Genomic DNA, 13783 nt, shown 5'->3' with positions numbered 1-13783 from the left:
AGTAGGTTAACTTTTTATTAATTTTTATTTATTGTTTTGATGCAATGCAACACAAAAAACCTTGTCTACCCTGCATATTAAACAGATTTAACAAAGCTTTATTATCCTGAGCCAACTATGGGAATTGAACCCATGACCTCTTCCTTACCAAGGAAGTGCTCTACCGCTGAGCTAAGTCGGCTTTTTAGTTTCCAGTTCCAGCCTTTAGTTTTACTATATCAAAACTGTTACCGATAACTGCCCACTTTCTAATTTTTATTGGAGCGGAAGACGAGGTTCGAACTCGCGACCTATAGCTTGGAAGGCTATCGCTCTACCAACTGAGCTACTTCCGCTTCTAAAAATCATTGATTGATTGAATGAAAGAATGAGAGAATTATTCCATCATTAAAACATTTGGTCATTCATTTAAAGTGTGGGGAGAGAAGGATTCGAACCTTCGAAATCTTGCGATAACAGAGTTACAGTCTGTCCCATTTGGCCGCTCTGGAATCTCCCCATTTTTTACTTCAAAATGTTAACACTTTAAAATAAAAAGAGCCTCCTATCGGAATCGAACCAATGACCTACTGATTACAAGTCAGTTGCTCTACCAGCTGAGCTAAGGAGGCTTTAAATTTTGTGCAATGATACGAAAAATCTTCATTTTTCATACTATTAACGTGTTTTTTTAAAACTTTTATCTTTTTAAAGAACAACCCTTTTCTTCTTAGCGTAACGCCGTTTCCGAAAGGGAATGCAAATATACACACTTATATTTCACTTCAAAATAAATTTGAAAAAAATAATGAAGTTATTTTAGTTAGTGCTCATCATACACCTGAAGGAGCTTAATAATCAATCTCTTAAAATCGAATATTTTTTTATGCCTGTTGTCCTTATAAACATGATTATAATCTATAATCACAATAATCAACAGAAAATAACAAATGTATTAATCTCAATAAATTTAAAATTTATATCGTGAGGGAGATTTTTTCACGGAGAATTGCTTAGAAAATTAAATTTGGTTTATAGAAATTGTACGAATAGTTTCCGATTTCTTTAAATTATTTTAAAAAACTGAGCCATAAAAGCTTTCATCTCGAGGTTGCATACAATTATTATTAATAGATTATAGAATAAAAGTCGTCATTGCGAGAAGGCTTTTTCAGCCGACGAAGCAATCTTACGACGATCGCTACCAGCGTTCGCATTAGGATTGCTTCGTTCCTCGCAATGACGACTTTATTATAACAAAAAGAGCGGCGCATTAACTGCGTCGCTCTTTTACTTTTATAATTAAGCTATTATTAATAATCAGCGGCTTCGCTCTCACTTAAAATTGCTTTATGCTCACTTAATTTTGCACGTGTTTTATCTTTATGTTTCGTAATCTGCTTTCTTAACGATTCGATGGCCAGATCTGTGGCTTCTTCAAATGATTTACATTGTTCTTTAGCGAAGAGGGTACCTCCGGGTACAATTAATTTTATCTCACTAATTTTATTAGCCTCGTCCTCTACGTTCTCTAACTTTAAATACACTTCTCCGCTAATGATCTGGTCAAAAAACTGATCAAGCTTGTTTGCTTTCTTCTGTATAAAATCTAACAACTTACTGTCTGCACTGAAGTGGATTGATTGAACTCCGATTTTCATTTTTCCTCCTTTTTTTACGCCTTTGGATGGGCTTGTTTATAAATTGTTTTTAATCTTTCGATCGAATTGTGGGTGTAAACCTGGGTTGCTGCTAAACTGGCATGGCCCAAAAGTTCTTTAATCGCATTTAAATCTGCTCCTGCATTTAACAGGCTAGTGGCATAGCTATGCCGCAGCACGTGGGGACTTTTCTTTTCATTGGTTGATACATGGTTTAGGTACGAGGTAACAATACGGTATATTAATTTCGGATATGCCGCTGCACCTGTATTGGTAACGATTAATATAAGCAAATTGTTATTAAACTTTTGCAACTTTTTTAGGTCAATGTAGGTATTTACCTGATTGATAAGCTGTTTATTTACTGGAATAATTCTTTCTTTATTCCTTTTACCCAGCACCTTTATCGTTCCTGAATACATATCAATATCAGTATCTTTTAATTGCAACAGTTCAGCCAAACGGATACCGGTTCCAAAAAGCAGTTCAATGACCAGATGATCGCGAACGGAAGGAAAACTTTCATCGAAATATTGCTCAGAATCCAGCAAATGATCCATTTTCTGCGCATCTATAAATACGGGCAGCCTTTTAGGTATTTTTGGCGCCTTAATTAAAACAGCAGGATTTTGATCAATCGCTCCGGTTCGATGTAAAAATTTATAAAAGCTTCGTAAAGCAGATATTTTTCTGTTAATGGTATTTTCTGAATTTTCCTTTTCCATTAACTCAACCAGGTAACTGCGCAGGTGAGTATGTTTTATTTCAGAAAAATCCAGTTCTAATGCCTTAATAAATACTTCAAACTGATCTAAATCTACCTGATAAGAGGTAATGGTATGTGGAGAATAGCGCTTCTCGTGAGTTAAATAGGTGATAAAACTTTTTAGCAGCATTCAATATCTTTTTGCGGGGCATTGATATGAAGTTACAAATAGTTTTGATATAAAGAAATCATTAATTAATTGTTTATTGAAATGTTCCTGATTTCTTTTTAAAAAGAAAAGTCCTTCCAATTTAACATCGGAAGGACTTTTTGTATTTATATCGTGAACAACTAAGAAGTTGTATCTAGATTCATGTTCTGAATGTAAACAGCATGTTTAATTTCAGTACGGCGAGCAACGGATTTTTTCTCGTATGCTTGGCGACTACGTAGTTCTCTCAATACACCAGTTTTTTCAAACTTTTTCTTGAAACGTTTAAGGGCTTTATCTAATGATTCGCCGTCTTTAATGTTGATAATGATCATAACGCTGAAATACCTCCTCTCGTGGTTTTTAAATTTCCCGTGTTATCGGGGCTGCAAATGTAAGCAAAATATTGAAAAATAGAAAGATTTATAAAAAGAATTTTTATTTAAATCATTAGTAGAACTTATGTGTTGTTTAGCTACATTTATATATACATAATCATATATGACAAAAGGTAAAAAAGTAGGTTCAATTATCGCAGTTATAGTTGTTATCGCATTAATCGCAATTTGTTACTACCGTTATTTCTTTGTTTTTGGTGAAGGTGTTAAAGCAGGAGAGTTAAACTATGTAGTAAAAAAAGGCTACGTATTTAAAACCTATGAAGGCAAATTAATTCAAAGCGGAATAAAATCCCGGCAAACAGGAACGCTGCAGAACAACGAATTCGAATTCTCTATCGCTAACCAGGAAATTGCTGAAAAAATGATGGCCAATAGTGGTAAGTTTTTCGAATTACACTACAAAGAATATAAACACTCCCTACCATGGCGGGGATTTAGCGTTTATGTGGTTGACAGCATTTTAACTTCGAAAGACATACCGCAATAAGCTTAGAGCGAAAAGTCCAAAGACTAAAGCCCTGGGAAGATAGTTTAGTCACCACACCTATTTGCTTTGGTCTTTAGTCTTTAAGCTTTTAACCTTTCTTAGGTACCTTCGCTCCTGCTTTTTTGGCTTCGGATAGCCCTATAGCAATTGCCTGCTTTTTGGATGTCACTTTTTTACCTGATCCGCTCTTAAGCTTACCTTCTTTCATCTCATGCATGGTTTTTTCTACTTTCTCACCAGCTTTTTCTGAATACTTTGCCATAGCTTTAGTTCATTAGTTAGTATCTCTAATCGATTAATTGTTTAAATCGGCTAACTGACGCCAAACGCCAAACACTAAGCGCCAAACTACTTTAGTCTTTAGTCTTTAGTCTTTAGTCTTTAGTCTTTAGTCAAAACATTGGCAATTGAAAGTTGGTTTTGAAAACTTTAAAACAAAAAATCCGGAGGTAGTTAAACCATCCGGATTACTCATAATATATTTGGTTTGTTGTATATAAGGTTGAAGACGTAAGGCTTAGGGTATAAGGTTCAACGCATATAGCCCTAAACCTTCTACCTTAAAACCTTCTACCTTGATAATATTTCTCTGGCAATTACAATCTTTTGTATTTCCGATGTTCCCTCGCCTATTGTACACAACTTGCTGTCGCGATAAAATTTCTCAACCGGAAAGTCTTTGGTATAACCATAACCCCCAAATATTTGAACCGCTTCAGTTGCTACCCTTACCGAAACCTCTGAGGCAAAATATTTCGCCATGGCCGATTCTTTTGTCATAGGTAAATGCCTGTTCTTTAAATCTGCTGCCTGGCGGATCAATAATTCTGCTGCTTCAATCTCTGTAGCCATATCAGCCAGTTTAAAACTAATGGCCTGAAAGCTGGAGATTGGCTGTCCAAACTGCTGCCGTTGTTTCGAATAGGCTACTGCTGCATCAAAAGCACCTTTTGCAATTCCTAAAGCCAATGCGGCAATAGAAATTCGTCCGCCATCTAAAACTTTCATGGCCTGCTTAAAACCTTCGCCAACATTGCCCAATAAATTGGCTTTCGGTACACGGCAATTATCAAAAATCATTTCTGTGGTTTCTGATGCGCGCATGCCTAGTTTATTTTCTTTTTTGCCCGCTGTAAAACCTGGTGTACCACGTTCTACTATAATGGCCGAAATCCCTTTCGAGCTTCCCTGCTCCCCTGTTCTTACCATCACAACCGCAATATCTCCGCTTTTGCCATGGGTAATCCAGTTTTTTGCGCCGTTTATAATATAATCGTCGCCATCTTCAATAGCAGTGGTCATCATTCTTAAGGCATCCGAACCTGTATTTGCTTCGGTTAATCCCCAGGCACCAATCCATTCGGCAGTAGCCAGTTTCGGTAACCATCTTTGTTTCTGTTCTTCGGTCGCAAAGGCCAGAATATGGCCGGTACATAAAGAGTTGTGTGCGGCTAATGATAAGCCGATTGAACCGCAAACCCGCGCCACTTCTACAATCACATCTACATATTCCTGGTAGCCCAATCCGGAGCCTCCATATTCTTCCGGAACCAAAACGCCCATTAAGCCTAACTCTCCGAGCTGTTTAAACAATCCGACAGGAAAATGCTGTGCTTCATCCCATTCCATGATATGTGGACGAATGTTTTTCTCTGCAAAATCGCGGACCATGGCCTTTACGCTCTGCTGAGTTTCTGTTTCTGAAAAATCGAAGCTTACGCTCATTAATTTATATTTTAAAGTTAGTTGAGGCAATTATAAACAATTATTTGATAGTTAGTTACCATTAAATATTTGTGCAATTACAGAATGAAATGGTATTCGGTTCAATTAGTTTATCGGTTAATTTTAAACCTTGAAATTAACAGGGAAAGTTTTTTCTATTTTTTTACAATTTTAGCCGAATAAGCTAATTATGGTGCATAATGGACTATTTTTAAATCTTGCAAGCAATTAACTCCAATAATTAACTTGAACAGGAATGCATAACTTTAAATTGGTTATCTTCTTTTTGGAAATCAGGTACAGAGCGTTTGTCACTATTCAGTCCTGCTCTCCACTTTACTCCGTTTCACTTCGTGTTCGTTCCGATCAGGTTTAGGTGGCACGGCCGATACTATGATTTGAGGTTAACCAGCATTGCCCCTACATGATTAAACCTGATTGAAACGAACACAAATCCCGGTTTTTTTTAATCGGTGAGTAATTGTAAAACAGGGCTTTCGTAACCGATTAGCACTGGTATTGCTTTCCAAGTCACAATTAAAATTTTAGCTTTAAGAGACTGTTTAAATTTTTATAACGTTTAATTAACCACCTAAGAACATCTAATTCATTAAATAATCCTACCATATAAGGAATATAAGAAAATGTAAGCTTATATGGTCCTTAAATATCTTATATGGTCAAAAAAAAACAATGAATATCAGTTGTTTACATAATATCATTATAAGAATGCCTTTTCAGCCGACGAAGCAATCTTTATAGTATGGATCACTGGATGATAGATTGCTTCGTCGTTCCTTCTCGCAATGACGAATTTTTGGAGGCTGTCAATGATAGCATAATGGATTGCTTTTATAAATGCGCTGAAATGGTCTTCGACTACGCTCAGACTGACATACGAAATAAATTTTATTTAATTTTAAACAGGCGCTAAGTTTAAGTTTCTAAAAAGAAATATAAGGCGTAATCTTATCAATAACCTGTTGGTTTAAAATGATGATCTTTTTTAAATCGGATGGGTTAGCATAATTGCCATGCTGTTTACGGTATTGAATAATGGCATTGATCTGTTTGAAAGAAAGATATGGATTGCGCTTTAAATCGTTAAAAGTTGCTGTATTGATATTTATTGTTTTTAATGGAACATTGCTGATTTCAATCTGATCTTTAATTTCAGCATACTTACTGGAATCTAAACCGTAAACTTCAAGAAGTTGTTCTTTTTTGTAAAAACCGCCTAAACGTTCACGGTATTTAATAATCCTAAGTGCAAAAGTTCCACCAATCCCTTTAATCTCATCCAATTGCATCGAGTCTGCCTTATTAATATCAACAATCACAGCAGCTTTTTTAGCATATTCCTTTTTTTCAAAAGGTACATACTTCCTTGAGGCATTGATGGGCTGATCGGGTATGTTAACATAAGGCAATATCCTTTTATACATATCCGGAGAAATGGTATACATTTTCTGAAGATCTTCGGCTTTGTAAAATTTGCCGCCTTTAGCGGTATAATTTATAATTGATTGTGCCTGTTTTGCAGATAAGCCTAAAGTTTGCCAACCTTCTGCATCTAAGGTGTTGGGATTGAACTTAAAAAGTTTAATTATTTTTCGAGGGTTAGCGTCTTCAATCCGATCGCGAACAGTATTGGGATATGCCTGATCTGTTATACTGATCTGCTGAATTTGTGCTAAAAGATTCGGATCATCGCTCGAAATTGGCTGATAGTAGCCATATATCGTTGGAATGGCTTTAATTACAACAATAATAGAGACAAGAAACAACAATCCGTTGAACTCACTTTTGCTAACACCAAAATTTTTGTTAAACCAAATTCTCATTGATGCGATATGACATGTGTATTATAAATATAAATCTTATTTTTGGGATTGCAAAACAGAATAGGTTTTGCCTATCAACAATCTAAGAATTTATATGAAGATCATAACTACATCTGAGTTTGCGAAAGCAACAAAGATAGATAAGCTAGGTGTACCGGGTTTAGCAGGTTTGATGATGGAGATCATGAAACTGAACGACATTAATGACGTATTTGCTCAAAATCAACATTTTAAAGGCTTAGAGTTTGTAGACAAGATATTAGAAACCATTGGCGTTTCTATAGAATTTGATGATGATGATTTAAATTGTATTCCTAAAACAGGCCCTTTTATCGCCATTGCAAATCATCCTTATGGTGGTGTAGAAGGTTTGGCTTTAGTTAAACTATTGTGTACGGTTAGGCCGGATGCTAAGGTAATGGTAAATTTCATTTTGAAAAAAATACCAAACCTTGATGAATTTTTTGTTGCGGTAAATCCTTTCGAAAATGTGCAGCATTCTTCAAGTATCAGTGGATTAAAAACTACTTTTGATTTGCTTAGAAATGGAATCCCAATTGGTATTTTCCCTGCAGGAGAAGTTTCTACCTTTAAATTAGATGCTCAGCAGGTAACGGACAGGATGTGGCATCCTGTTGTTGGAAAACTGATTGCTAAAGCAAAAGTACCTGTTGTACCTATTTATTTTCATGGTAATAACGGTGTTTTCTTTAACATTTTGAGCTTCATACACCCTACCCTGCGCACAGCAAAATTACCTTCTGAATTTTTAAATAAACATGGGCGCACCATTAAGGTACGGATTGGTAAACCAATAGCCATATCTGAAATTTCGCACATGAACAGCAGCAATAAACTGATGGACTTTCTAAGAGCCCGTACGTATGCGCTTGGTATTGGTTTAGATACAGAGAAGAAACTCTTTAACCCATTAAACTTATTTAAAATTAAAAAGAAACCTGCTGAGGTAATTGAAGAAACTTCGAGGCTTTTGATTAAAAATGAAGTAACGCTTCTGGAAGATTTCAGGGTTTGGACGGAGAAAAATTATGAGGTATATATTGTTCCGACTTTAAAAATCCCGAATATTTTAAGAGAAATTGGCCGTTTACGGGAAATTACTTTCCGCGAAGTGGGCGAAGGTACCAACAAAAAAATCGATCTCGACAATTACGACATCTACTATAACCACTTATTTATATGGGATAAGGATTTAGAAAATATTGTAGGTGCCTACCGTATTGGTAAAGGTGATGAAATTTTAGAAAGCATGGGTCGCCGTGGTTTCTACCTTTCTGAACTTTTTAAAATGAAAGATCAGTTTTACCCCATGTTAAAGCAGGGTATCGAGTTGGGCAGATCGTGGATCAGAAAAGAATACCAGGGCAAGCCACTGCCATTGTTCTTACTGTGGAAAGGAATTTTAAAATACCTAATCGATAACCCGCAGTACCGTTACATGTTCGGTCCGGTAAGTATCAGCAACAATTTTTCGAAATTCAGCAAGGCCTTAATTGTAGATTATATTACCAAAAACCATTTCGATTATGAGATGGCCAAATATGTGAAGCCAAGAAACAAATTTAAAGCCGATCTTTTACCAATTTCGACGGATACATTGGTTGATAGCAGCGAGTCTTTTAAAGATCTGGATAGCATAATCGGAGACATTGAAAATTCACATATTAAAGTACCGGTGCTGTTGAGGCAGTACATGAACCTGAATGCGAAGATTATCTCATTTAATATCGATCCTAAATTCTCTGACTGTCTGGATGGTTTCTTAGTGGTTGATACGCATAATATTCCACCAGAAATGCTCGAAAAACTCGGCAAAAACCTGTAAATTAATTCAATAAAAAAACCCAGACATCCATCTGGGTTTTTTATTATCAACTAACCTAAACTTTATAAATACTAACCAAATATTTATGCCACAAAAGTAGACTCATGTTATTAAATTCATGTTAATGAAATGTTATTTATAGAATTTTATTCCTTACAATTTCTTAATTGATTAATACACTCTTATTCATATTATTCCATTATCTTTAGGTACTCTGTATGAGCTATGATAAACATTCTTCTTCGCGAGAACCGAATGTTTCCCACCCTTATATTTAGCTCAAATAAAAAATCATTTATCAGGTTGGTTCTCTAATGGAATCAATTTTGAACTATAATTATGACAGTCATTTCTAAAGAGAATTTTTCAAAGGCAACAGGCATTTGTAATATTCCAATTCCTGGTCTTGCTTCCTTTTTAATGAAGTTCTTAAAGATTAACGACTTCAATGGAATTATTAGAGATGCTAATACTTTAGAAGGAGAAAAATTTGCCAATCATATCCTGAATGTTCTGGGCGTTATTATTCAGATCAGCGATGAGGATTTAGCCAACATTCCAAAAGAAGGTGCATTTATTGCGATTGCAAATCATCCCTACGGTGCGATAGAATCATTAGCATTATTAAGTATCCTTGCCAATCACCGACCAGACACAAAGTTTATGGGAAATTTTCTGTTAAAGAAAATCCCAAATCTGGAGAAATGTATTATCGCGGTAAATCCGTTCGAAAAAGTTCAGGATTCATCAAGTATCAGCGGATTAAAAACAACTTTAAAAGCTTTAAAAGACGGCTGCCCAGTTGCTATTTTTCCGGCAGGCGAAGTTTCTTCCTATAAATTCAGAAAAAATCAGATTACCGACCGCGAATGGCATCCCGTGGTTGGAAAAATCATCTCCAAAGCCAATGTACCAATACTACCAGTTTATTTTCACGGCAATAATGGCATCTTTTTTAGCCTGCTGAAATTTATACACCCTTCTTTACAAACAGCAAAGCTAATTTCAGAGTTATTCAACAAAAATGGTCACCAGTTAAAAATCAGTATCGGCAAACCCATTTATTTGAAAGAAATAGCGTGTAAAGATTGTAATATCTCACTTTTAAAACATTTAAGAGAAGAACTTTATGCACTAAAAAATTAATCCTATTTGAATTTACGAAAATCCAATGTTAATTCTCCGTTAAGCGCTACCCCATTGTTCACATAAAGAAATTGTTGCTTTTATGTTAATAATAGGTAAATTTAATGTAACCAAATATGGAGCATTTTGAAAAGAGGAATTTACACATATATTTTGAGGACCATTTTGTTCGTTTTCCTGATGATGAATACCGTCATCTCGAAGGGACAGCATTATTCTTTCGATTTTTATGATGGAACTTTCAACTTTAATGTAGATTCTTCAGTCGTTTTTCCTATACCTAAAACAGCTACAACATCAGCTGTTTCTAACTTTTACAGCCGCATCTCTTCTGGCCAATATGCGCCGCTTATTTCCTCTTTAGAAAAATACCAGAAAAAATATCATTTAAACGACTGGATTTATTATCAACTGATCCGTAAGACAGCTGAACAGATTAGTCCGAAAGCAGATAATTATTTTGCTTATACTTTATATAAATGGTTTTTACTGAGTAAATGCGGCTACGATGCACGGTTAGCTGTAGGGAATGATCAGGTTATCTTTTATGTAAGGAATGAAGAGGACATTAGCGATATTCCATTTTTCATGATTGACAACAAAAAGTTTATGTGTTTGAATTATCATGATTATGGCAAACTATTTAAACAGGCCGATGCTTACAAGCCCGTTAAAATTTCGATTCCGGAGGCTAAAAATCCTTTTTCTTATAAGGTAACCAGAATGCCCGATTTTAAACCGGAAAGTTACCAGGAAAAAGATATCGAATTTAGTTACCGTCAAAAAATCCATCATTTTAAGTTAAAAGTTAATGAAGATGTACAAACCATTTTTAAAAATTATCCGGTAGTAGATTTTGAAAGTTATTTTAATATTCCGCTGAGCAGGGAAACATATAGCTCTCTTATTCCTACCCTGAAAGAAAACCTGAAACACATGGATCAGAAAAAAGGTGTTGATTACCTCATGAGATTTACCCGTTATGGTTTTTTATACGAAGATGACGATGAAAACTTTGGCAAAGAAAAACGTTTCTCGCCTGAACAAACCTTATTAAGTACCTACAGCGATTGCGATGACCGGGCCGCATTATTTTTCTATCTGGTAAAGGAAATCTATAACCTGCCGATGATTGCCCTGCTCTACCCTAAACATTTAACTATCGCCGTACAGTTCGATAAACCAATTGGCGAACCGGTTACTTATAAAGGCAGGAAGTATTCTTACTGTGAGCCTACACCACAGGCACAAAACTTAAAAATCGGGCAACTTTCTTCAAATTTCAAGAACAGTAAATATGAAGTGGTTTATGCCTACGAGCCTGTTAAGAAATAGGAATTCGTATTAAATAAAAAAAACAAACATTAAATTAATGTTAAAAGAATATTAATTTATCAATAACAGACTGATTCATGAGCTATTTAAGGTAATTTAGACCCTTTATATTTGAGTTAAATCTAAAACCTTGTCTATGTCTGCTGTTATCTATACTGTTATAAAAGAATTTTTTGTTGAGGTAAACGGCCACGCCATAAAGGCTAGAATTATGTCGCCTATAAATGACGACAAAATTTTCGTTTTCAAAATCAGTTCATTTTACAAAAGCAAAACTGATGCTGATGCCTATGAACCGGCATCCACATTTACTTCTTATGCAAATGCAGAGCGGCATTTACTTCAATACCTGGAAGGTTTCCAGAATACACTGGATCTGGGTGGAGGCATCGCACCAGGAAATAGTTTTTAGCCATTTTCTTTATCATCTTTCTCAGGTGGAAGTTCTGACTGGATTACCTCCTCTTCAAACTCCTTTTTGTCTTTTTGGTTTCTTATGATCAGATAAGCAATTAAAATAATGACCAGAACTGCAACGCCGATTACTATTGGGTAATTCATATTTGTTCGATTAAATGCTAACCTATGTGATTTAACCTAAGTTATAAGAAATATTTTATATGTTAAGCAGTCAGCCATGTGTTAACATAATCATAATATTAATTTAACTTTCCAATTCTTTACCTTTGGAAAAACCCATAAGTTTTAATGAAAAAGAATAAATCTAAGTCGAAAAATCATTCGACAAGCAAAAAATTACGTAAAGAATTAGAATCGAAATTGGCCCTTGCATTTAACGAACTTGTTATCCAATACGGCAAAGCGAAAAAAACGGATAAAGTAATCGAAAAATTTGCAAAGCAATTAACTAAAAAAGTTACTTTCCATACTCAGGATGATTCTATAACGCCATACATCAAAGAAGAGCAAATTACTCCTGCAGCTCCGAAGGTAAAAACAGCTAAACCTGTTGCAGAAAAGAAAGCAGTAAAAAAAGAGCCGATAGCGGAGTAAATTAAAATTCAATTAAGCGAACACGGCCATAAAAGCTTTTTTATAGCATATACCAGTTTTAAAGAAAAAAGCAGGATAATTTTCTAATGGAAATTACCCTGCTTTTTTTGCAACTGATTTGTTTGATCAGCTGGCACTTAATTAAAAGTAACGGTTTGTCTTGCCCACTCTCCTGCACACTCTAAACCAACCAAACGACACTCTAAATAATAAGTTCCAGGAGTACTGTGCGTCCATTCCTGTTGTGCCGAATTACTAAAACTGCTTACTGGCAATACAACATTTAAACTTTGGTCTAACATTCTCCATTCATAGTAACCGCCATTGTACATGGCTCCGGCGGTACTGATCACTTCGCTACCTGCTGAATTGGAAGATGGACCATTGATTACATTTTTAAATGTGCTCACAAATGGCGTGATTACTGGTGGATATAAATATTGGGCAGCAATTACATCATAAGAAGAGAAGCTCGACCACGTGTTTGATGTACCTAACCTACCTGAATTCATTACTGAATTAGGGTCGTTACCGGGATCTCCATTATTAGGTGTACCTGGGATCGGATTTGCACCTACAGCACTTCCACCAGTACCTTCCGCCTTCCAATCCGTATGTCTAAAACCAAGGCAGTGGCCAATTTCGTGTACTAACATATAAACATCTTGCTCGTGGCTTCTAGGAATACCATTATCTTGCACGTTACTATTAACATTATTTGTAAAAGGGTTTACCATCAGAATTGCTCCAGCAGTACCAGATGTGGTAGGAAGTTGTCCCTGCCCAAAAACACCAGTTCCTAAATTCGATTTTTTTATAGTAATTGTAGGTGTCACCGAATTCGTATACGGAGGATAAAATTGACTATAGGAATGGATAAGGTTAATCCGACAGTTGCCAATTGCATTCCAGGCAGCAACAGCTTCCCTGATTGCATAGTGCCATCTGATATCGTAATCTTCCGTTGTAATGATCACATTGGTTAAATTTCCCTGAAGTAAATTATTTGCATTTGCCTGCGCTATTTTACCACCAGTATTTGTTGCTTTTTCAATATTTTCAACTAGTGATTTCTTCAAAATCAGGATATCACCTTCCACCACGTAGTAATCGCCAGATTCTTTAATACCATCTGTTTGAAAGCCCATTTCTTTGATTTTTGCAAGTGCAGTAGCGTCAACTTCTGCTTTGCTTTCAGTCGCGATAACAGAGGGTTCAGATTTTTTACATGAATAGATGCTTAAGGTTAGCAGCAAAGCTGCCAAGCCCACTTTCCTGGAGAATGAGCTTAAAATAGATGTTTTTTTCATAGTTAGGTTTTCCTTCAAACAAGTTAACCATCTTAGTGTTAAGCTATAATGAATAAATCATTAAGTTTAATCTAATAAAAAATACAAATTATACAACAGATATCGCCAATAATAAACA

The 13783-nt window shown here is 35.5% G+C and carries 14 protein-coding genes and 4 tRNA genes; 6 read left to right on the top strand and 12 right to left on the bottom strand.

What is annotated here, in order from left to right:
- Positions 1-109: 109 nt before the first annotated feature.
- From KYH19_RS02655 to rpsU, 7 genes are all read right to left on the bottom strand, one after another.
- Positions 110-181, bottom strand: a tRNA-Thr gene (locus KYH19_RS02655).
- Between the two features lie 78 nt (positions 182-259).
- Positions 260-335 (bottom strand) — tRNA-Gly (locus KYH19_RS02650).
- Between the two features lie 81 nt (positions 336-416).
- A tRNA-Tyr gene (locus tag KYH19_RS02645) sits at positions 417-499 on the bottom strand.
- Between the two features lie 39 nt (positions 500-538).
- Positions 539-611 (bottom strand) — tRNA-Thr (locus tag KYH19_RS02640).
- Positions 612-1292: 681 nt separating this feature from the next.
- On the bottom strand, positions 1293-1640 hold the full coding sequence (hpf, locus tag KYH19_RS02635; protein WP_025143266.1) for a ribosome hibernation-promoting factor, HPF/YfiA family: 348 nt from the start codon (positions 1638-1640) through the stop codon (positions 1293-1295).
- A gap of 14 nt (positions 1641-1654) precedes the next feature.
- Positions 1655-2536, bottom strand: a complete 882-nt coding sequence (locus KYH19_RS02630) for a tyrosine-type recombinase/integrase (protein WP_219077461.1) — start codon at positions 2534-2536, stop codon at positions 1655-1657.
- Between the two features lie 161 nt (positions 2537-2697).
- Positions 2698-2892 carry a 30S ribosomal protein S21 gene (rpsU, locus tag KYH19_RS02625; RefSeq protein ID WP_025143268.1) on the bottom strand — a complete coding sequence of 65 codons (195 nt, stop codon included), beginning with the start codon at positions 2890-2892 and terminating at the stop codon, positions 2698-2700.
- A 166-nt stretch (positions 2893-3058) separates the two neighbouring features.
- Between rpsU and KYH19_RS02620 the strand changes: the two genes are divergently transcribed.
- A complete protein-coding gene (locus tag KYH19_RS02620) occupies positions 3059-3445 on the top strand; it encodes a hypothetical protein (protein ID WP_219077460.1) in 387 nt (128 codons plus the stop codon).
- Positions 3446-3533: 88 nt separating this feature from the next.
- Here the strand turns inward: KYH19_RS02620 and KYH19_RS02615 are convergent, their stop codons facing one another.
- From KYH19_RS02615 to KYH19_RS02605, 3 genes are all read right to left on the bottom strand, one after another.
- The gene (locus KYH19_RS02615; protein WP_208600671.1) at positions 3534-3707 is read right to left on the bottom strand and encodes a DUF6496 domain-containing protein; all 174 of its coding nucleotides are present in this window, start codon (positions 3705-3707) and stop codon (positions 3534-3536) included.
- A 308-nt stretch (positions 3708-4015) separates the two neighbouring features.
- On the bottom strand, positions 4016-5170 hold the full coding sequence (locus KYH19_RS02610) for an acyl-CoA dehydrogenase (RefSeq protein WP_219077459.1): 1155 nt from the start codon (positions 5168-5170) through the stop codon (positions 4016-4018).
- Between the two features lie 944 nt (positions 5171-6114).
- Positions 6115-7014 carry a ComEA family DNA-binding protein gene (locus KYH19_RS02605; protein WP_219077458.1) on the bottom strand — a complete coding sequence of 300 codons (900 nt, stop codon included), beginning with the start codon at positions 7012-7014 and terminating at the stop codon, positions 6115-6117.
- Positions 7015-7108: 94 nt separating this feature from the next.
- Here KYH19_RS02605 and KYH19_RS02600 point away from each other — a divergent pair, with 94 nt between their 5' ends.
- The 4 genes from KYH19_RS02600 (at position 7109) to KYH19_RS02585 (ending at position 11753) form a co-directional block, all read left to right on the top strand.
- Positions 7109-8860: a lysophospholipid acyltransferase family protein gene (locus tag KYH19_RS02600; protein WP_219077457.1), complete on the top strand. Its 1752-nt coding sequence runs from the start codon at positions 7109-7111 to the stop codon at positions 8858-8860.
- A 339-nt stretch (positions 8861-9199) separates the two neighbouring features.
- Complete coding sequence (locus KYH19_RS02595; RefSeq protein WP_219077456.1) at positions 9200-10006, top strand: lysophospholipid acyltransferase family protein; 807 nt, start codon at positions 9200-9202, stop codon at positions 10004-10006.
- 126 nt (positions 10007-10132) lie between these two features.
- A complete protein-coding gene (locus tag KYH19_RS02590) occupies positions 10133-11341 on the top strand; it encodes a hypothetical protein (RefSeq protein WP_370630278.1) in 1209 nt (402 codons plus the stop codon).
- A gap of 136 nt (positions 11342-11477) precedes the next feature.
- Positions 11478-11753 carry a hypothetical protein gene (locus KYH19_RS02585; RefSeq protein ID WP_219077455.1) on the top strand — a complete coding sequence of 92 codons (276 nt, stop codon included), beginning with the start codon at positions 11478-11480 and terminating at the stop codon, positions 11751-11753.
- On the opposite strand, the gene KYH19_RS02580 is transcribed toward KYH19_RS02585, so the two are convergent.
- Positions 11750-11902 (bottom strand): hypothetical protein, encoded by a 153-nt coding sequence (locus tag KYH19_RS02580; protein WP_165902539.1) that lies wholly within the window; start codon positions 11900-11902, stop codon positions 11750-11752. The genes KYH19_RS02585 and KYH19_RS02580 overlap by 4 nt on opposite strands.
- Before the next feature lie 147 nt (positions 11903-12049).
- Here KYH19_RS02580 and KYH19_RS02575 point away from each other — a divergent pair, with 147 nt between their 5' ends.
- A complete protein-coding gene (locus KYH19_RS02575; protein ID WP_219077454.1) occupies positions 12050-12355 on the top strand; it encodes a hypothetical protein in 306 nt (101 codons plus the stop codon).
- Between the two features lie 137 nt (positions 12356-12492).
- Here the strand turns inward: KYH19_RS02575 and KYH19_RS02570 are convergent, their stop codons facing one another.
- Complete coding sequence (locus tag KYH19_RS02570) at positions 12493-13665, bottom strand: M57 family metalloprotease (RefSeq protein ID WP_219077453.1); 1173 nt, start codon at positions 13663-13665, stop codon at positions 12493-12495.
- Positions 13666-13783 lie beyond the last annotated feature (118 nt).

The sequence above is a fragment of the Pedobacter sp. D749 genome (assembly GCF_019317285.1).
Taxonomy (GTDB): Bacteria; Bacteroidota; Bacteroidia; order Sphingobacteriales; family Sphingobacteriaceae; genus Pedobacter.
The sequence above is the reverse complement of the archived record's forward strand: the minus strand, read 5'-3'. Positions and strand labels throughout refer to the sequence as shown.